General features: G+C 67.4%; 21 protein-coding genes. 10 read left to right on the top strand and 11 right to left on the bottom strand.

Annotated elements, in window-relative coordinates:
* Window positions 1–8: 8 nt before the first annotated feature.
* On the bottom strand, window positions 9–458 hold the full coding sequence (locus tag KCTC_RS05600; protein WP_125567540.1) for a hypothetical protein: 450 nt from the start codon (window positions 456–458) through the stop codon (window positions 9–11).
* A gap of 274 nt (window positions 459–732) precedes the next feature.
* Here KCTC_RS05600 and rplM point away from each other — a divergent pair, with 274 nt between their 5' ends.
* From rplM to glmM, 3 genes are read left to right on the top strand one after another with little or no spacing between them, the layout of a single operon-like run.
* Window positions 733–1,176 (top strand): 50S ribosomal protein L13, encoded by a 444-nt coding sequence (rplM, locus tag KCTC_RS05595; protein WP_125567538.1) that lies wholly within the window; start codon window positions 733–735, stop codon window positions 1,174–1,176.
* A 5-nt stretch (window positions 1,177–1,181) separates the two neighbouring features.
* A complete protein-coding gene (gene rpsI / locus KCTC_RS05590; protein WP_408636108.1) occupies window positions 1,182–1,700 on the top strand; it encodes a 30S ribosomal protein S9 in 519 nt (172 codons plus the stop codon).
* 18 nt (window positions 1,701–1,718) lie between these two features.
* Window positions 1,719–3,056 carry a phosphoglucosamine mutase gene (gene glmM, locus KCTC_RS05585; protein ID WP_125567534.1) on the top strand — a complete coding sequence of 446 codons (1,338 nt, stop codon included), beginning with the start codon at window positions 1,719–1,721 and terminating at the stop codon, window positions 3,054–3,056.
* A gap of 85 nt (window positions 3,057–3,141) precedes the next feature.
* On the opposite strand, the gene coaA is transcribed toward glmM, so the two are convergent.
* Both coaA and KCTC_RS05575 read right to left on the bottom strand, forming a co-directional pair.
* Window positions 3,142–4,116: a type I pantothenate kinase gene (gene coaA / locus KCTC_RS05580; protein ID WP_125567532.1), complete on the bottom strand. Its 975-nt coding sequence runs from the start codon at window positions 4,114–4,116 to the stop codon at window positions 3,142–3,144.
* 71 nt (window positions 4,117–4,187) lie between these two features.
* Entirely contained in the window at window positions 4,188–5,477 is a 1,290-nt protein-coding gene (locus KCTC_RS05575; protein WP_125567530.1) for a polysaccharide deacetylase, read from the bottom strand.
* 122 nt (window positions 5,478–5,599) lie between these two features.
* Here KCTC_RS05575 and glmS point away from each other — a divergent pair, with 122 nt between their 5' ends.
* Together glmS and KCTC_RS05565 are read left to right on the top strand one after the other, a co-directional pair.
* The gene (gene glmS / locus KCTC_RS05570) at window positions 5,600–7,444 is read left to right on the top strand and encodes a glutamine--fructose-6-phosphate transaminase (isomerizing) (RefSeq protein ID WP_125567528.1); all 1,845 of its coding nucleotides are present in this window, start codon (window positions 5,600–5,602) and stop codon (window positions 7,442–7,444) included.
* Between the two features lie 28 nt (window positions 7,445–7,472).
* Window positions 7,473–7,814, top strand: a complete 342-nt coding sequence (locus KCTC_RS05565) for a holo-ACP synthase (RefSeq protein ID WP_125567526.1) — start codon at window positions 7,473–7,475, stop codon at window positions 7,812–7,814.
* Window positions 7,815–7,976: 162 nt separating this feature from the next.
* Here KCTC_RS05565 and KCTC_RS05560 read toward each other — a convergent pair whose 3' ends face one another.
* From KCTC_RS05560 to KCTC_RS05535, 6 genes are read right to left on the bottom strand one after another with little or no spacing between them, the layout of a single operon-like run.
* On the bottom strand, window positions 7,977–8,888 hold the full coding sequence (locus KCTC_RS05560) for an alpha/beta fold hydrolase (protein WP_197715261.1): 912 nt from the start codon (window positions 8,886–8,888) through the stop codon (window positions 7,977–7,979).
* 2 nt (window positions 8,889–8,890) lie between these two features.
* A complete protein-coding gene (glpX, locus tag KCTC_RS05555; protein WP_125567524.1) occupies window positions 8,891–9,919 on the bottom strand; it encodes a class II fructose-bisphosphatase in 1,029 nt (342 codons plus the stop codon).
* 27 nt (window positions 9,920–9,946) lie between these two features.
* Window positions 9,947–11,017, bottom strand: coding sequence for an ABC transporter ATP-binding protein (locus tag KCTC_RS05550; RefSeq protein ID WP_125567522.1), 1,071 nt, complete (start codon window positions 11,015–11,017; stop codon window positions 9,947–9,949).
* Window positions 11,014–11,826 (bottom strand): ABC transporter permease, encoded by an 813-nt coding sequence (locus KCTC_RS05545; protein WP_231998850.1) that lies wholly within the window; start codon window positions 11,824–11,826, stop codon window positions 11,014–11,016. Before KCTC_RS05545 ends, KCTC_RS05550 begins: the two co-directional genes overlap by 4 nt.
* Window positions 11,801–12,565 (bottom strand): molybdate ABC transporter substrate-binding protein, encoded by a 765-nt coding sequence (modA, locus tag KCTC_RS05540; RefSeq protein ID WP_125567520.1) that lies wholly within the window; start codon window positions 12,563–12,565, stop codon window positions 11,801–11,803. Before modA ends, KCTC_RS05545 begins: the two co-directional genes overlap by 26 nt.
* A complete protein-coding gene (locus KCTC_RS05535) occupies window positions 12,562–12,960 on the bottom strand; it encodes a TOBE domain-containing protein (RefSeq protein WP_125567518.1) in 399 nt (132 codons plus the stop codon). Before KCTC_RS05535 ends, modA begins: the two co-directional genes overlap by 4 nt.
* Before the next feature lie 110 nt (window positions 12,961–13,070).
* Between KCTC_RS05535 and KCTC_RS05530 the strand changes: the two genes are divergently transcribed.
* Window positions 13,071–13,598 (top strand): DUF4245 family protein, encoded by a 528-nt coding sequence (locus KCTC_RS05530; RefSeq protein ID WP_125567516.1) that lies wholly within the window; start codon window positions 13,071–13,073, stop codon window positions 13,596–13,598.
* Here KCTC_RS05530 and KCTC_RS05525 read toward each other — a convergent pair.
* Both KCTC_RS05525 and xseA read right to left on the bottom strand, forming a co-directional pair.
* Complete coding sequence (locus tag KCTC_RS05525) at window positions 13,595–13,807, bottom strand: exodeoxyribonuclease VII small subunit (RefSeq protein ID WP_125567514.1); 213 nt, start codon at window positions 13,805–13,807, stop codon at window positions 13,595–13,597. The genes KCTC_RS05530 and KCTC_RS05525 overlap by 4 nt on opposite strands.
* Window positions 13,797–15,038: an exodeoxyribonuclease VII large subunit gene (gene xseA, locus KCTC_RS05520; protein WP_125567512.1), complete on the bottom strand. Its 1,242-nt coding sequence runs from the start codon at window positions 15,036–15,038 to the stop codon at window positions 13,797–13,799. Before xseA ends, KCTC_RS05525 begins: the two co-directional genes overlap by 11 nt.
* A gap of 56 nt (window positions 15,039–15,094) precedes the next feature.
* Here xseA and KCTC_RS05515 point away from each other — a divergent pair, with 56 nt between their 5' ends.
* From KCTC_RS05515 to KCTC_RS05500, 4 genes are read left to right on the top strand one after another with little or no spacing between them, the layout of a single operon-like run.
* Window positions 15,095–15,364, top strand: coding sequence for an antitoxin (locus tag KCTC_RS05515; protein ID WP_125567510.1), 270 nt, complete (start codon window positions 15,095–15,097; stop codon window positions 15,362–15,364).
* An 11-nt stretch (window positions 15,365–15,375) separates the two neighbouring features.
* Window positions 15,376–15,786 carry a TA system VapC family ribonuclease toxin gene (locus KCTC_RS05510; protein ID WP_164512488.1) on the top strand — a complete coding sequence of 137 codons (411 nt, stop codon included), beginning with the start codon at window positions 15,376–15,378 and terminating at the stop codon, window positions 15,784–15,786.
* A 31-nt stretch (window positions 15,787–15,817) separates the two neighbouring features.
* A complete protein-coding gene (locus KCTC_RS05505) occupies window positions 15,818–16,819 on the top strand; it encodes a 4-hydroxy-3-methylbut-2-enyl diphosphate reductase (protein WP_125567507.1) in 1,002 nt (333 codons plus the stop codon).
* Window positions 16,819–17,439: an L-threonylcarbamoyladenylate synthase gene (locus KCTC_RS05500; protein WP_125567504.1), complete on the top strand. Its 621-nt coding sequence runs from the start codon at window positions 16,819–16,821 to the stop codon at window positions 17,437–17,439. The genes KCTC_RS05505 and KCTC_RS05500 overlap by 1 nt, the downstream gene beginning before the upstream one ends.
* Window positions 17,440–17,459: the final 20 nt, after the last annotated feature.

Here is a 17,459-nt window from a genome sequence, read left to right as displayed (position 1 = left end):
TTCGTACGTCAGCTGCCGGTGCAGGCGCTGACGGCGGCGAGCCCGTCCTTGGTGAGGGTCGCGACGGCCTGCTTCACCGAGGCCGGGTCCTTCGGCGGGTTCGCCTGCAGATTGGCAATGTCATCGGAGAGCGTCTTGAGGGCCGTACCCGGCTTACTGGTGGCGTTCTTGGCAGCAGCGTCGGCCACAGCCTTCTGGATCGGGGCGAGCCGCTGAGCGGCCTGTGTCGCGGTGATCTTCTTGGTGGCGAAGTCAGTGCCGACCGACTGCAGCTGAGCCAGCGGCTTCAGTGCGGGAGCGCACTGCTTGGCGGCGGACAGGCGCTGCGCGATGGTGGTCTTCGACGGGGTGCCCGAGGCTGCGGAGTTCGGGGCCGAGGACTTCGAGGAGCCGCAGGCGGACAGGGTGACAGCGGCGACGACGGCGACAGTGGCCGTGAGGGTCTTGGTCGTGTTCATGGGACTGACGCTAGGAGGCCATCCTGAGACCTGCCTTGCCGTTTCTGAGTGGCTTCGCGTCCGACGGTCGGGGTTTTGACCCTCGTACATACATGCACGTACGCTTCAGCGGTTGATTCCTGCCGCTTCTGCACTGTGACATTTTCTGAAACAGCGCCAGGGGCAGACCGGTAATTCCTCCTCGTGAGGCCGAACCCGGCTGTGTTCGTCAGAAATCATCGCTACATCCCTGGCCGGGACCGCCGTCCAGGAACAACGAACGAAGAAGGCTCCTGTGGGCACTTACGCTCCGAAGCCGGGCGACATCGAGCGCGCCTGGCACGTGATCGACGCGACCGACGTACGTCTGGGTCGCCTGGCGGTCCAGTCCGCCAACCTCCTCCGCGGCAAGCACAAGCCGATCTTCGCGCCGAACGCCGACACCGGCGACTTCGTCGTGATCATCAACGCCGAGAAGATCTCGCTCTCCGCGAACAAGCTCAAGACCAAGCTCACCTACCGCCACTCGGGTTACCCGGGCGGTCTGACGGCGACCCCGATCGGCGAGACCCTCAACAAGGACGCTCGCAAGGTCATCGAGGGTGCTGTGTGGGGCATGCTCCCGAAGAACAAGCTGGGACGCCAGATGCTCACGAAGCTCAAGGTGTACTCCGGCCCGACGCACCCCCACGCGGCCCAGCAGGTCGTTCCGTTCGAGATCACCCAGGTCTCCCAGTAAGGCGATTGAGAACCAACATGACTGAGAACACTGAGAACACCGAGTTCGAGGCCGAGTACGAGACCGACGCCGAAGGCGTCGCGTACACCTCTGAGACTGTCGCCGCCGCTGTTGACCCGGCTCGCCCGGTCACCGTTGCTCCGGGCGCCGGCACTGGCCGTCGCAAGGAGGCCGTCGCTCGCGTCCGCATCATGCCGGGCACCGGCAACTGGACCATCAACGGTCGCTCCTTCGAGAGCTACTTCCCCAACAAGCTGCACCAGCAGGTCGCCAGCGAGCCGTTCGCGGCTCTGGGCCTCGAGGGCCGCTTCGACGTCATCGCCCGCATCCACGGCGGCGGCATCACCGGTCAGGCCGGCGCGCTGCGTCTGGGCGTCGCTCGCTCGCTCAACCTGATCGACACCGAGCTCTACCGCGCCACGCTCAAGAAGGCGGGCCTGCTGACCCGCGACTCGCGTGTGGTCGAGCGCAAGAAGGCCGGTCTCAAGAAGGCCCGCAAGGCTTCGCAGTTCTCGAAGCGCTGATCGCGTACCTTTTTGCGCATGCGCCTTTTCGGCACGGATGGGGTCCGGGGCCTGGCGAACGGTGAGATTCTCACCGCGTCGCTGGCCCTGGACCTCGCTGTTTCTGCAGCCCGCACGCTGCTGTCCCACGAGGACTATCACGGTCGCCGGCCCGTCGCCGTGGTCGGCCGCGACACCCGGGTGAGCGGACAGTTCCTCGAAGCCGCCGTCATGGCCGGGTTGGCATCGGCCGGCGTGGACGTCGTCCAGCTCGGGGTCATTCCGACGCCGGGGATCGCGTACCTCACCGACGCTCTGGGCGCCGACCTCGGGGTCGTCATCACCGCATCCCACAACCCGATGCCCGACAACGGCATCAAGTTCCTGCAGCGTGGCGGCATCAAGCTCGACGACTCCCTCGAGGACGAGATCGAGTCCCGCCTCGGCGAGGTCTGGGAACGCCCGACCGGCGCCGCTGTCGGCCGGATCCGGTCGCACGCCACAGCAGTCGAGGACTACGCCGAGCACCTCGCGTCGACGGTCGAGGGATCTCTGTCCGGACTGACCGTCGTCCTCGACTGCGCCCAGGGCGCAGCGTCTGTGTCCGCGCCGCTGGCACTGACCAAGCTCGGTGCGCGCGTCATCCCGATCAACAACACGCCGTCCGGCACCGACATCAACGAGCACTGCGGCGCGACCCACCCGGAACTGCTGCAGCGCAAGGTCGTCGAGCACGGCGCCGACTGCGGGTTCGCCTTCGATGGCGACGCGGACCGCTGCATCGGTGTCGACGGCGAGGGCAACATCATCGACGGCGACGCGATCATCGCGCTGCTCGCCGTCGGGCTGAGTGAAGAAGGTCGACTGCCCTCCGACACCGTCGTCGTGACGGTGATGTCGAACCTGGGTTTCCAGCACGCCATGGAGGCACACCACATCAAGGTGCGGCGTACGGCCGTCGGCGACCGCTATGTCGCGGAGGAGATGCGCGCGGGGGGCTTCGGCCTCGGTGGTGAGCAGTCCGGCCACCTGATCATGAGCGAGTACGCGACCACGGGAGACGGCACCCTCACGGCGGTGCAGGTCCTGGCGCGGATGAAGAAGACCGGCGACTCACTGCTGGACCTCGCGGCCGTGATGGATCGACTGCCACAGGTACTCATCAACGTCCGCGACGTACCGCGGTCACGGGCGACGGACGCCGATGTTTCGGCCGCTGTGGCTGTGGAAGAAGCAGCTCTGGGATCTGCAGGTCGGGTGCTGCTGCGCCCTTCCGGCACCGAGGAGATGATCCGGGTGATGGTCGAGGCGTCGACCCAGCGCCGTGCGACCGAGGTCGCCGAACGCCTCGCTGCCGTCGTCTCCGCCGAAAGGTGAAGAAATCCCGGTCGAGAGGTGAAGTTGTCTCGTCGGCTGGGTGATTCACTCACCTCTCGACCGGGATTTCTTCACCTTTCGGCCGTCAGACCTTGCGCAGGCGGACGTACCGCACGGAGTGGTCGTGGTCCTTGCGCAGCACCAGGGTGGCTCGCGAGCGCGTCGGCAGGACGTTCTCCTGGAGGTTCGGCCCGTTGATCCGACCCCAGATCCGCAACGCCTCCTCGACGGCTTCGTCCTCAGTGAGAGCGGCGTACTTCTGGAAGTACGAGTCGGGGTTGCGGAAGGAGGTCTCGCGCAACCGCAGGAACCGCTGGACGTACCAGTCCTGGATGTGGTTGGTCGCCGCATCGACGTAGATGGAGAAGTCGAAGAAGTCCGAGACCGCGAGGCCGGCGCGGCCGTCGTCGCGTACGCGCGCGGGCTGCAGCACGTTGAGGCCTTCGACGATCACGATGTCGGGGCGCTGGATCACGGTCCGCTCGTCCGTCACGTCGTAGACCAGGTGTGAGTACTTCGGCGCCCAGACCTCCTCGCGCCCGGACTTGATGTCGACGACGAACTTCATCAGCGCCCGCCGGTCGTACGACTCGGGGAAGCCCTTGCGCTCCATCAGGCCGCGGCGCGCGAGCTCGGAGTTGGGGTAGAGGAAGCCGTCCGTGGTCACGAGGGCGACGTTCGGGTGCTGCGGCCAATGGGCGAGCGTCTGGGCCAGGACGCGAGCCGCGGTGGACTTGCCGACCGCCACGGATCCGGCGAGCCCGATCACGAACGGCGTACGCGCCGGGATCCGGTCGTGGAGGAACTCCTCCTGCTTGCGGTGCAACCGGCCGGCAGCCTCGGCGTACAGCGAGATCAGTTTCGACAGCGGCAGGTAGATCTGCTCGACCTCGTGGAGGTCCAGGTAGTCACCGAGGCCTTGGAGGGAGGCGATCTCCTCCGAGCTCAGCGGGCTGACGGATCCTGGTGCCAGCTGGGCCCAGGCGTCGCGGTCGATCTCGATGTAGGGGGAGGATTCCTCACCTGCCGACAGGCGTGCCTGACCCGACTCGACCGACATGCAGAGGATTCTCTCAGCATGGAGCCCCTGCGCGCATCGCGGGGCGTCCGATGGAGCCAGGATCCGTCGGATCAGTGCTGGGCGGTCTGCCCCGTGGGCGTCGGGAGGGGCCGCAGCGGATCGATGGTGCTGCGGGTGATGAAGAAGTTCTCCAGCGCCGTTTTCATGCCTGACAGCTCTCGCTGCATCGAGATGCCGTCGATGTTGATCCGCGCCTGGCGCCAGGAATTCGGGGTGAGTTGCGACCACGAGGCCTTCGTCGCATCGATCGGGAAGAAGTAGTCGTACCCCTCGACGTCGTGGAGGAGGTGGAACTTGGGATTGGCCGAGGAGTACGTCGCCATCCCGCTGATGTCCGCGCCGAACGGATAGACGAACTCGTCCGTCCGGCCGACCAAGGGGCGTACTTCCGCGTCCCAGAGTTTGGTGTCCAACTGGATCTGCGCCATCGAGCTGGTGGTGAAGCTGATGTGGCCCCAACTGTGGCTGGCGAAATGCCATCCCTCGGCCTTGAGTGCCGTTGCGACCGCCTTCGCCTGCGCAGCCTGCTCACGCGTGTGCGGTGTGTCCCCGTACTCCCGAATCGAGCTGCGATAGCCCAGGACGCCGTTGTAGCCGGTCTCCGCGATGCTGCCCTTGTCCCCGCGGTAGGAGAAGTCGGGGTGCTGTCGCACGAACTCATCGATCACGGTCGGCACGTCGTACGCGCCCAGGTGTGTGACCCCCTGGGCGTCGACGTAGGTGTTGGTCACCTGGCCCCCGCTCACGGTGAGGTTCGACGCGAAGCCGGCTCCGTCCATGTAGGTGTAGTAGTTCACGTCGTCGATCGACAGGACCAGTGGCTTCCGGCCTGGAGGGAGCATCAGCGTGGCTGGCCGCATGGTGCCGGCGGCGTCCTTGGCGACCAGTCGCTGCGGGTGCACCAGCACGTACCCGTGCCGGTAGATCTGCTGCAGCTGGGCCCGGAACTCGCTCAGCGTCACCATGTACTGCGCGTAGCCCACACGCTGGGGCTGGTTCTTCGCAAATGCGCGGGCCGGGTCGACGATCAGCGAGTGGTAGAAGAGGTGCGAGACCTCCAGTGGAGTCGGCCATGGCCGAGCGCGCTTCTGCGCGAGAGAAATTGCCTTGAGGGCGTTGTGCGCCGCGACCGAAGGGTCGCCTTTGAGAAGACGAGCCGCCGCCGGGTAGTCGTACTCTGCGGCGAGCCGCAAGGCGGCGGCGACCTGCGACTCGTCCGATGGGGTGGATGGTGTCGTCGTCGGATGCGATGTGTGCTGAGTGCTCCCGCACCCAGTCAGCAGGCCGCTGAGGAGCGTCGCGGTGGCAGCGATGGTCAGGGCGGTACGGCGTCCTCGCACGACGGCTCCAAATGCAGCAATTGACCGGGGACGGCGATCTGCCGCCGACACTCGGCAGCGTAGAGGCGTACGTCAGGTTTGACGACCAGGAGCGCCGCAACGGTGCCAGTAGCATTGCCCGCATGTGCGGAATCATTGGCTACGTCGGAAACCGTTCCGCCGAAGGTGTCGTGGTCGAGGGTCTGCGCCGGATGGAGTACCGCGGGTACGACTCCGCCGGGATCGCGTTGGTTGCTGGCGACGTGTTGCGGGTGCAGAAGAAGGCCGGCAAGCTCGCGAACCTCGAGAAGCTGCTCTCCGAGCAGCCGCTTCCGGCCTCGACGATCGCCATGGGTCACACCCGCTGGGCCACCCATGGCGGACCGACGGACCGCAACGCGCACCCGCACGTGGGGCGCAACGGTCGCGTTGCGGTGGTGCACAACGGCATCATCGAGAACTTCGCCGAGCTCCGCGCTCAGCTCGAGGACCGCGGGCACAACTTCTCCTCCGACACCGACACCGAGATCGCCGCACATCTCGTCGAGCTCGAGGTCGAGGCCGGACGGTCGGTCGAGGACGCCCTGCGTACGGTCGCCAAGCGCCTGGTCGGGTCCTTCACCCTGCTCGCCATGGACGCGCTCCAGCCGGACACCATCGCCGCCACCCGCCGCAACAGTCCGCTCGTCGTCGGCCTGGGTGAGGGCGAGAACTTCCTCGGCTCCGACGTGGCCGCATTCATCGAGTTCACCCGCAATGCGCTCGAACTCGAGCAGGACCAGGTCGTCGCGATCCGCGCCGGCTCCGTCACGGTGACCGACCTGGACGGGAACCCCGCCGAGGGGAAACCGTTCCTGGTCACCTGGGACCTGTCGGCCGCCCAGAAGGACGGTTACGACTGGTTCATGCGCAAGGAGATCTTCGAGCAGCCGAAGGCCGTGGCCGACGCGCTGCTCGGCCGTCGCGGCCTCAACGGGCAACTCGCGCTGGACGAGATGCGTCTGTCCGACGAGGACGTACGCGACATCGACAAGATCATCATCATCGCGTGTGGCACCTCGTTCTACGCCGGCATGGTGGCCAAGTACGCCATCGAGCACTGGTGCCGGATCCCGGTCGAGGTCGAGCTGTCCTCGGAGTTCCGTTATCGCGATCCGATCCTCGACAACGGGACGCTCGTCGTGGCGATCTCCCAGTCCGGGGAGACCGCTGACACCCTGCAGGCGATCCGGCACGCGCGGGTGCAGAAGTCCAAGGTGCTGGCGATCTGCAACACCAACGGCTCGACCATCCCGCGCGAGTCCGACGCAGTCATCTACACGCATGCAGGCCCGGAGATCGGTGTGGCCTCCACGAAGGGCTTCCTGACCCAGTTGGTGGCCTGTTACCTGCTGGGGCTGTATCTGGCGCAGGTGCGCGGGGTGAAGTTCGACGACGAGATCGCACGGATCCTCGACCAACTCGACGGCATCCCCGCTGCGATCGAATCGGTCCTCGCGGATGCTGAGTCCGTCTATGCCTTGGCGCGGGACTATGTGTCCACGAAGTCAGTGCTGTTCCTCGGTCGTCACGCCGGCTACCCGGTCGCGCTGGAGGGGGCGCTCAAGCTCAAGGAACTCGCGTACATCCACGCCGAAGGTTTCGCCGCGGGGGAGTTGAAGCACGGCCCGATCGCCCTGGTCGAGGAGGGTCTGCCGATCTTCTGTGTGATTCCGCCACGCGGTCGCGATCAGCTCCACGAGAAGATGATCTCCGGCATCCAGGAGGTACGCGCCCGTGGCGCCCGGACGATCTGCCTGGCCGAAGAGGACGACGAGCTGATCAAGCCGTACGCGGACACCTTGATCACCTTGCCGAAGGTCCCGGTGCTCCTGCAGCCCCTGGTCGCGACGGTGCCGTTGCAGCTGTTCGCGTGCGAGTTGGCCACCGCCATGGGCCACGACGTGGACATGCCGCGCAACCTCGCGAAGTCGGTCACCGTCGAGTGATCTCGGCGAGCTCGATCGGCGGTTGGTCGTGATCCGGGGGATCGGCGTCGATCTCGTCGATGTCGCGCGGTTCGAGGCGGCACTGTCGCGTACGCCTGCACTGCTCGAACGGGCCTTCACCCCGGCGGAACGGGATCTTCCGCTCGCCTCATTGGCGGCACGGTTCGCGGCGAAGGAGGCTCTCGCGAAGGCGTTGGGCGTACCGGCCGGTCTGTCGTGGCACGAGGCGGAGGTCACCTCCGGCGGTGCGCCGATCTTTGTATTGACCGGTGCTGTTGCTGCGGCGGTCGGTGCCGGGCGCGTGCATCTGAGTCTGAGCCACGACGCCGGGCTCGCCGCCGCCCATGTGCTCGTGGAGGACCCGGACTGACGGGTGGTGTCTCCATCTTCCGAACGTGGTGTCTCCATCTTCCGAACGTTCGGACGAGTGGTGCCCCCATCTTCCGAACGTTCGGACGGACGGCGTCGGTACCTTCCGAACGTTCGGAAGATTCGGGAGGGGGTCCTGGCGCAGGAAGCCGGCGGGGCCGGTTCAGGCGGCGGACTCGGTCGCGGTTGCCCGCGAGGCCGTCCGGCGGATCACCGACACGAACGTGGGCCACAGCGGCCGCGGGATGTCGTGGCCCATGCCCTTGATGAGCAGGAGTTCCGAACCGGGGATCGCCCGAGACGTGGCGCGTCCACCCGAGACGTTGACCATCACGTCGGACAGGCCGTGGATCACTGAGACCGGCATCGTGAGTGATCCCAGCGCGGTCGTGCGGTCGGGCTGGGTGATGATCGCCAGCATCTGACGACCGACGCCGGCCGGGTTGACACCGCGTTCCCAGGTGACCTCGGCGCGATTGCGGTTGTAGTCCGGGGCCATCGGATAGTCGGTCGACGCGATCCGGCTCAGGACGCTCTCCGAGGCCTTGAGGTACTCCTCGCGCCCCCGGGCCGGCTGGAGCAGCGTCGGGAAGATTTTCGGGTGCTGCCAGCCGACGAGCCGGTTGCCGGTGGTCGACATGATCGAGGTCAGGCTGCGTACGCGGTCACCGAACTCGATCGCGATTGTCTGGGCAATCATGCCGCCCATCGAGACGCCGGTGACGTGAGCGGCCTCAATCCCGAGCGCGTCGAGAAGACCGACCGCGTCGGCGGCCATGTCCTTGAGCGAGTACGGCGCCCTGACGGGTAGGCCGAGGAAGGCCTGGACCAGCATGCCCAGGCTCACCCGGCCGGACAGCCGGGTCGACCGCCCGATGTCACGGTTGTCGAACCTGATCACGAAGAAGCCGCGCTCCGCGAGCATCGTGCAGAACTCCGGGTCCCACCAGGTCATCGGGCCGCCGAGTCCCATGATCAGCAGCAGCGGCTCGTCGGCAGGATCCCCGAAGGTCTGGTAGCAGAGCGACAGGTCGCCGACCTCGGCGAACTGCTCCTCGGAGACCGCGACGCCCACGGTCAGCGGCCGAAGTCGATCGCGGAGTACGCCTGCAGCTTGGCCAACTGGTGCTCGCTGGTGACCTTGCGGATCGTTCCGCTGCGGCCACGCATGACGAGCGAGTCGGTGATGCAGATGCCGTGCTCGTAGTGCACACCCTTCATCAGGTCACCGTCGGTGATGCCGGTGGCGACGAAGAAGCAGTCGTCGCCCTTGACCAGGTCGTTGGTGTGCAGCACGAAGTCGCTGTCCAGGTTGTGGCCGGCGTCGAGTGCGCGCTGGCGCTCCTCGTCGTTCTGGGGCCACAGTCGGCCCTGGATGGTGCCGCCCATGGCCTTCATCGCGACGGCGGCGATGATGCCTTCCGGCGTACCGCCGATGCCGAGCAGCAGATCGACACCACTGCCCGAGCGCGCGGCGTGCAGCGCCCCGGCGACGTCGCCGTCGGAGATGAACCGGATCCGCGCGCCGGCAGCGCGTACGTCCTCAGCGATCTGGGCGTGACGCGGTCGGTCGAGCAGGGTCACGGTCACTTCGCTGGGGCGCATGCCCTTCGCCTTGGCGACGGCGTTGATGTTGTCGGCGACCGGCATCCGGATGTCGACGACGTCGGCGGCCTCGGGGCCGGTCACGAGCTTCTCCATGTAGAAGACGGCGCTCGGGTCGTACATCGAGCCGCGCGGCGCGACCGCGAGGACGGCGATGGCGTTGTTCATGCCCTTGGCGCACAACGTGGTGCCGTCGATCGGGTCGACCGCGACGTCGACCTCGGGGCCGGTGCCGTCACCGACGTGCTCGCCGTTGAAGAGCATCGGGGCTTCGTCCTTCTCGCCCTCACCGATCACCACGACGCCGTTCATCGAGACGGTGGAGACCATCACCCGCATCGCGTTGACGGCACGGCCGTCGGCACCGTTCTTGTCACCACGACCCACCCACGGGGCTGCCGCCATCGCGGCGGCCTCGGTGACGCGTACCAGCTCGAGGGCGAGGTTGCGGTCCGGCGCGGTCGGGGCGACGGTGAGCGGCTCAGGCAGAAGCGACGACATGGGGCGAATGTTACCGGTGCGTATCCGTCAGAGCCCGGTCGTCGGGGCCGACGCGCGTGGAGTGGCCTCGGCCAGGACCATGGTTTCGGTGGCCTTCACCGACAAGGTGACGACGGCACCCACGCGAAGGGCGAGTTCAGCGGCCGCCGCAGGCGTGATGTCGGCGGCGTACGGGATCCCGGATGCATCGATCCGGACCCGAACGCGGTCGCCCAGGGGCTCCAGCACCCGGATCGGTCCGGTGAGGTGGTTGCGCATCGATCCGTGCGCCGGCTCGAGGAAGACCGACACCGCGCCGGGCCGCGTCAGCACCACTGCCGGTGAGTCCGGAGTCAGGTCTTCGGTCGGCGTTCCGTAGAGCTCGCCGGCGGCGGTGGCCACGGACGTCCCGGTCCAGGTCCCCGGGACGATGTTGAAGCCGGCGAGGCCGGCCGCGAAGGCAGACCGCGGGCGACCCAGCACCTCGGCAGTCGGTCCGTCCTCCACGATCCGACCAGCCTCGAGCACGATCACCCGGGTGGCCAGGGCGAGTGCGTCGAGTACGTCGTGGGTGACCACGATCGCTGTCCGGCCGGCCAGTACCTTGCGAAGGTCGTGGCGCAGGTGCGGGCGGCTCTCCGCGTCGATCGCAGCGAATGGTTCATCGAGGAGAACAACGCGGGGATCGGCCGCGAGCGCCCGGGCGATGGCGACGCGTTGGGCCTGACCTCCCGACAGTTCACGCGGTCGCCGGGAGGCGTACGCACTCATCCCGAGCCGGTCGAGGTGGTCGGCGCCGATCCTTCGTGCCGTACGTCGTCGGTTCCCGGCCGCCCGAGGCGCGAATGCGACGTTGTCGGCCGCGCTCAGGTGCGGGAACAGCAAGGGGTCCTGGGACAGCAGCGCGACCCCGCGGCGGTGGGGCGGTTCGCGGTCGAGGTTGCGATCGTCGATGTGGACGTGGCTCGACGTCGGGCGGATGAGGCCGGCGATGATCGAGAGCACGGTCGACTTACCTGCCCCGTTCGGTCCCATCAGGGCGACGGTTTCGCCGTCGCCGACAGTGAAGGCGATGTCCAGACCGCGGTCCGGAACGATGGCACGTACGTCCAACGTCATGGCGTGCCGCCGGTGATCCTGCGTCCAGCCACGGCGATGACCACCACCGCGACGCCGATGAGGACCACCCCCAGCGCGGTCGCCTGCGGCGAGTCGTCGATGAAGGAGAGGTAGATCTGCACCGGGATCGTCGCCGTACGTCCCTGGAGAGACCCGGCAAAGGTGATCGTGGCGCCGAACTCACCCAGGGCGCGGGCGAAACACAGAACGATCCCGGCGGTCATCGCTGGGCCTACCAGCGGCAGCGTGACCCGCCGCATCACGGTCGTCGGTGCAGCTCCCAGCGTGGCCGCGACGTCGTCGTAGCGGGTCCCGAAGGTACGCAAAGCCCCCTCCAGACTGATCACCAGGAACGGCAGCGCCACGAACGTCTGGGCGATCACCACCGCGGTGGTGCTGAAGGCGATGTCGATCCCGAGCACGTCCATGGTGTGCCCCAGCAACCCCCGACGGCCGAAGGCCTCCAGGAGCGCGAGGCCGCCGACGACCGGCGGCAGCACCAGCGGGAGCAGGACGACTGCCCGCACCACGCGCTGGCCGGGGAACCGGGTGCGCGCCAGGACGAGCGCCATCGGTGTGCCGATCACGACGCAGAGCAGCGTGCTCATGGCCGATGTCTCCAGGCTCAACCGCAGTGCGTCACGACTCGACTCCGTCGAGATCAGCGAGCCGAAATGACGCCAGTCGACCTGCTCGACCATCGCCCCGACCGGGACCGCGATGAACGCCGCACCGACGGCCGCGGGGAGCCACAGCCAGCGCGGAAGACCGGACCTTCGCGGCTCAGGCAGCGCCGAACCCTGCATCATGCAGCACCTTCTGACCCTCGCTGCTCAGGACGAAGGCCACCCACTGCTGGGCCAGCGTGGTCTGAGCTGCGCTGCTGAGGACGGCGATCGGGTACGTGCTCGTCACATTGTCGGCCTTCGGTATGGCGATCCCGACGACCTTGCTCCCGGCGCTCTTCACATCGGTCACGTAGACCAGGCCGGCGTCGGCCTGTCCGGTCTCGACCTTGGACAGCACCCCGGCCACCGACTGCTCCTTGCTGACCGGGGAGAGGGTGAGGTGGTTCTTCGTCGCGAGGGTGGCCGCCGCTGCTCCGCACGGGACGGCGGGGTCACAGACGACGAGCTTGAGACCCGAGCGCGCCAGGTCCGAGAGGTCGGTCACGTGGGCCGGGTTGCCGCTCGGGGCGGCGATCTCGAGGACGTTGGTGGCGAAGTCCTTCGGCGACACTGCCGTGGCGCCGAGCGCGGTCATGTTCTTGGTGGCGGCGCTGGCGAACACATCGGCGGGCGCACCAGCCTTGATTTGCGTGACGAGCGCCGCGGAGCCGTCGAAGTCGAAGACGACCTTGACGCCCGGGTGCGAGGCCTCGAAGGTCGCGGCCAGCGAGGTGAAGGTCCCCTTGAGTGAGGAGGCCGCGAAGACCGTCAGGGTCTTCTCGCCGGCAGAGGAGGACGAACCACAGGCCGTCAACGTCGAACCGGCGGCGGCCGCGAGGGCGAGGGACAGGGCGATCTTCTTCACGAGGGTCCTTTTCATGGTGTCTCGATGACGACGTTGGTGGACTTGATGCTGGCGATGGCCGTCACTCCGGGTTGGAGGCCGAGTTCGGTGGCGGCTTCGGCGCTCATCAGCGAGACCACCCGGTACGGACCGCAGACGAGCTCTACCTGGGCCATCACGGTGTCGATGACGACGCGGGTGACGAGTCCGCGGAGCTGGTTGCGAGCGCTGGAGTGCGTACGCCGCTCGCCATCGGGCAGCTCGGCCAGCTCCAGGGCGAAGGCGGCGAGCGCCGCGCCGGGGACCTCGGTGGGGCCGTCACCGCCGACAGTCGGCAGCCTCCCGGAGTCGATCCAGCGTCGGACAGTGTCGTCGCTGACGCCGAGAAGTTCGGCGGCTTCGCTGATCCGGTAGGCGGGCACACTAGGCATCCTTCCGCACATGCGGACGTCTGGCGATATTAGGGTCGCAAACGCGGAATTTCGTGTCGCTCACGACCTCACCGTCAGCCGGGCCGGCGGCGTACGGGAGAATCGGGACCGTGAGTGATCAGGAACCGACCAGCGTCCAGCCCGGGATGGTCGGCGCGAGGCGTTACCCGCGTACGTTCAACGGCTTGATCGGTTCGCTGGTGGTCCTCGTCGTCGCGGTCGGCGGATGTGCCGTCCTGCAGAACGTCAACCACAGCACCGTGTCGAACGCCGCGTGTTCGGCGGTCCCGGATTGGCAGACCACGCTCACCCAGGCCCAGGGGGCGGGCGTACTGCTGGACTACCCCGGGTCGTTGCCGGCCGGATGGATGGTCACCAACGCCGCCTGGGACAACGACGCGGTCAACGGCCAGCCCCGCTGGCGGATCGGTACGCACAACTCCGACTGCAGCCAGTTCGCCGGTCTGATCGAGGAGCAGGCTCCGGCCAGGACGCTGATCTCGGCCGTGGTGGGTTCCGGCGAGGTCACCAGGACCCTCGCCGGGACGGGCCGGATGACGATCGTCGCCCACGCCACCAGTCAGGCGGCGCTGGATCAGTTCGTCGCGTCGTTGACCAGGGCGAAACTCAAGGGTTAGTCGTCGCCACGGGCTGCGGCGAGTTTCTCGCGGGCCCCGTCGAGCCACTCCTGGCAGATCTTCGCGAGTGCCTCCCCGCGTTCCCAGAGCGCCAGGGATTCCTCCAGGGTGACGCCGCCTGCCTCCAGTTGCTGGACGACCTCGACCAGTTCGGCACGGGCTGCCTCGTAGCTCGGCACCGCGTCGGTGGGGCGCTTGTCAGTCGGCATCGGTGAGCTCCTCGATCTTCCGGACCGCGTCGGCGGTGGCGGCAATGTGGCCATCGGCCACCCGGATCGCGAACCGTGACCCGGCGGCGATCTCGTTGACGGAAGCCACGACGTGGCCTGCCTCATCCTGCACCACCGCGTACCCGCGCCGCAGCGTCTCGAGCGGTGACAGTGCCCGAACTCGCGCCCGGGAGTGATGGATGTCGTCGCCGGCGCGATCGATGCCGTGCTCGAGCCGTCGGCGCGCCCGATCCCGAAGCGACTGGATCTCGGTCGCCTGCCCGGCGATCAGGCTCATCGGGTCGGCCAGGACCGGTCGGCTCCGGAGGGTGTCGAGCCGGAGTTGTTCGCGTTCAATGAGCGATTCGACGCCATTTGTGAGTCGTGACCGCGCCTGGGCGATGCGTTGTAGCTCCTCGCCGACGTCCGGCACCACCAACTTGCCGGCGTCGGTCGGTGTGGAGGCGCGTACGTCCGCCACCAGGTCCAGGAGCGGCGAATCCGGTTCGTGGCCGATGGCGCTGACCACCGGCGTACGCACTCCGGCAACCGCACGGATCAGCGCCTCGTCACTGAACGGCAACAGATCCTCGACGGATCCTCCGCCGCGGGCGATCACGATGACGTCGACCTCGGGGTTGCGTTCGAGTCTGCCCAGTGCCTCGATGACCTCGGTGGCGCTTCGCGGTCCCTGCATCGCCGCGTACGCGACCTCGAACCGGACCTGTGGCCAGCGGCGGCGGGCGTTATCCAGGACGTCGCGCTCGGCGGCGGAGTTGGGGGACGTGACCAGTCCGACGACGGTGGGGAGGAAGGGGAGCGGTCGCTTGAGTTCGCGAGCGAACAGACCCTCGGCGGCAAGGAGTTGGCGACGACGTTCGAGTTGGGCGAGCAGATCGCCGAGCCCGACCGTGCGGATGTCGCGTACTGCCAGCGAAAGGGTGCCTCGGTTGGCGTAGTAGGAGGTCTTGGCCTGGACGACCACGGATGCGCCGTCGACCAATGGGGGATTGAGGCTGTCGAAGATCACCCGGGGACAGGTGAGCGAGATCGACACATCGGCGACTGTGTCGCGCAGCGTCATGAAGACCGTCTGCATGCCGGGCCGCCGGTTGATCTGGGCGATCTGGCCTTCGACCCAGATCACCCCGAGGCGGTTGACGTATTCGTCGAGCAACATTGCGATTCGGCGTACGGGGGCCGGAGCCTCCAACGTCGTCTCCAGAGCCATGGGTGCACCTTACTTTGATGCAGATGATGCTCCAGACCTGATGCTAACGTCATCAGATGAGAACGACGCTCGCGATCGATGACGGTCTGCTTGCAACCGCCAAACATCGGGCGCAGCAGAAGAACTGCACCCTGGGACAGTTGGTCGAGACGTCGCTGCAGGCGTATCTGTCTGCCGAGATCGTGGATGAGGCTCCACCGCTCCTCCCGGTCTTCCGTAGTGCCTACCGCCCGGGCGCACGTGCCGTGGTCGAGTCGCCACGGGCACTCAAGGAGTTCCTTGACGACGAGGACACCGAGCACCTTCGCTCCACCGGAGTGCTGTGAACATCCCGGATGTGAACGTCCTGGTCGCCCTGTTCCACGAGGACGGCCCCGAGCACGCGCGCGCCCGTGCCTGGTGGGACGAGTCGGTCAGGAAGGGTGAACCGTTCACGGTTCCCGATGTTGCGTGGACGGGCTTCCTGCGGGTGGTGACCAATCGACGGCTGTACGACGAGGCCCCAGACCTCGCCCAGGCGTGGGCTTTCGTACGCGCCATGTCGGCTCATCCGCAGTGCCTCAAGCACGTACCCGGACCGGACACGTTGATGCGCTGCGAGACGGCCACCACCCAGGCTCGGCGGACAGGGCCGGACATTTCCGACGCGTACCTCGCGGCGGTAGCCATGGATTACGGCGCCACGGTGGTGACGTTCGATCGAGACTTCCGGAAGTTCGACGACCTGCGCGTCACCGAGCTCGCCTGAGGGCGCGTACGGCCCTCGTAGACTGAGGGGCATGACTGATCTGGCGATGCCCCGAGTCTTCAGCGATGACGAGAAGCAGGTGCTGCTCGCCTCGCCACGCGGGTACTGCGCCGGTGTCGATCGCGCCGTCGTGACGGTGGAGAAGGCGCTCGACCTCTACGGTGCGCCGGTGTACGTCCGCAAGGAGATCGTGCACAACAAGACCGTGGTTGGCGACCTGCGTGCCCGCGGCGCGATCTTCGTGGACGAACTCGACGAGGTGCCCGCCGGCGCGACCGTGGTCTTCTCAGCCCATGGCGTGAGCCCGGCAGTGCACGCGGCGGCGGTCGAGCGTGATCTCAAGACCATCGATGCGACCTGCCCCCTGGTCACGAAGGTCCACCACGAGGCGAAGCGGTTCGCCGGCGAGGACTTCGACATCCTGCTGATCGGACATGCGGGCCACGAAGAGGTCGAAGGGACGATGGGCGAGGCGCCCGAGCACACCCAGCTCGTGCAGGGACCCGAGGACGTCGCCAACATCGTCGTACGCGACCCGGCCCGGGTGGTCTGGCTCTCCCAGACCACGCTGTCCGTGGACGAAACCCTCGCCACCGTCGCGGCGATCCGCGAGCGCTTCCCGGAACTCATGGACCCGCCCAGCGATGACATTTGCTACGCCACCCAGAACCGTCAGTTGGCGGTCAAGGAGATCTCGTCGGGCACCGATCTGGTGATCGTGGTGGGGTCCGCCAATTCGTCCAACTCGGTCCGTCTCGTCGAGGTCGCGCTCGAGGCCGGAGCCGCTGCCGCGCACCGGATCGATGCGGCCGACGAGATCCAGGACGCCTGGTTGGAGGGCGTACGCACCGTGTCGGTGACGTCGGGGGCGTCCGTCCCGGAGAAGCTGGTCGAGGGGGTGTTGGCACACCTGGCCGCTCATGGCTATCCCGATGCGCGAGCGGTCCAGTCGGCGGAGGAGTCGCTGATCTTCTCGTTGCCGGCGGAGCTGCGCCGCGACATGAAGGCTGCTGCGGCCGGACACACCTTCTGATGGCCCGCTACATCGACGTCCACCCGGACAACCCTCAGCCGCGCGTCATCGACCAGTTGGTCGAGCTGCTCAAGGACGATCAACTGATCGCGCTGCCCACTGACTCCGGGTACGCGCTGGTGTCGCGGCTCGACAACCACGACGGCAAGGACCGGATCCTCACGATCCGCGGCCTCGACGACAAGCACCACTTCACGCTCCTCTGCAAGGACTTCAGCCAACTCGGCACGTTCGTCCACGTCGACAACAGCGTGTTCCGTGCGGTGAAGGGTGTGACACCCGGTCCGTACACCTTCATCCTCGAGGCGACCAAGGAAGTCCCGCGCCGCCTGATGCACCCCAAGAAGAAGACCGTCGGCGTACGCATCCCCGATCACGCGATCGTGCACGCCCTGGTCGAGGCGATGGGTGAGCCGCTGATGGCTTCGACCCTGATCCTCCCGGGCGAGACCGAGCCACGTTCGATGGGCTGGGACATCAAGGAGGAGCTCGACCACCTCGTCGATGCCGTGGTCGAGGCGGGCGAGTGCCCGGCTGTGCCGACAACGGTGGTGGACTTCAGCGAGGGCGAGCCGGAGGTGCTGCGGGTCGGTGCCGGGGACGTCACCCGATTCGAGTAGAACACGAAGGGGGCCGTGCC

It is taken from the genome of Nocardioides baekrokdamisoli (genome assembly GCF_003945325.1).
GTDB lineage: Bacteria > Actinomycetota > Actinomycetes > Propionibacteriales > Nocardioidaceae > Nocardioides > Nocardioides baekrokdamisoli.
The sequence above is the reverse complement of the archived record's forward strand: the minus strand, read 5'-3'. Positions and strand labels throughout refer to the sequence as shown.

Bases quoted from the DNA above. Each gene is read 5' to 3' on its own strand.
- KCTC_RS05600 (WP_125567540.1), bottom strand. From the start codon at position 458: ATGAACACGACCAAGACCCTCACGGCCACTGTCGCCGTCGTCGCCGCT.
- glmM (WP_125567534.1), top strand. From the start codon at position 1,719: ATGCGCCTTTTCGGCACGGATGGGGTCCGGGGCCTGGCGAACGGTGAG.
- coaA (WP_125567532.1), bottom strand. From the start codon at position 4,116: ATGTCGGTCGAGTCGGGTCAGGCACGCCTGTCGGCAGGTGAGGAATCC.
- glmS (WP_125567528.1), top strand. From the start codon at position 5,600: ATGTGCGGAATCATTGGCTACGTCGGAAACCGTTCCGCCGAAGGTGTC.
- glpX (WP_125567524.1), bottom strand. From the start codon at position 9,919: ATGTCGTCGCTTCTGCCTGAGCCGCTCACCGTCGCCCCGACCGCGCCG.
- KCTC_RS05550 (WP_125567522.1), bottom strand. From the start codon at position 11,017: ATGACGTTGGACGTACGTGCCATCGTTCCGGACCGCGGTCTGGACATC.
- KCTC_RS05545 (WP_231998850.1), bottom strand. From the start codon at position 11,826: ATGATGCAGGGTTCGGCGCTGCCTGAGCCGCGAAGGTCCGGTCTTCCG.
- modA (WP_125567520.1), bottom strand. From the start codon at position 12,565: ATGAAAAGGACCCTCGTGAAGAAGATCGCCCTGTCCCTCGCCCTCGCG.
- KCTC_RS05535 (WP_125567518.1), bottom strand. From the start codon at position 12,960: ATGCCTAGTGTGCCCGCCTACCGGATCAGCGAAGCCGCCGAACTTCTC.
- KCTC_RS05525 (WP_125567514.1), bottom strand. From the start codon at position 13,807: ATGCCGACTGACAAGCGCCCCACCGACGCGGTGCCGAGCTACGAGGCA.
- xseA (WP_125567512.1), bottom strand. From the start codon at position 15,038: ATGGCTCTGGAGACGACGTTGGAGGCTCCGGCCCCCGTACGCCGAATC.
- KCTC_RS05515 (WP_125567510.1), top strand. From the start codon at position 15,095: ATGAGAACGACGCTCGCGATCGATGACGGTCTGCTTGCAACCGCCAAA.
- KCTC_RS05505 (WP_125567507.1), top strand. From the start codon at position 15,818: ATGACTGATCTGGCGATGCCCCGAGTCTTCAGCGATGACGAGAAGCAG.
- KCTC_RS05500 (WP_125567504.1), top strand. From the start codon at position 16,819: ATGGCCCGCTACATCGACGTCCACCCGGACAACCCTCAGCCGCGCGTC.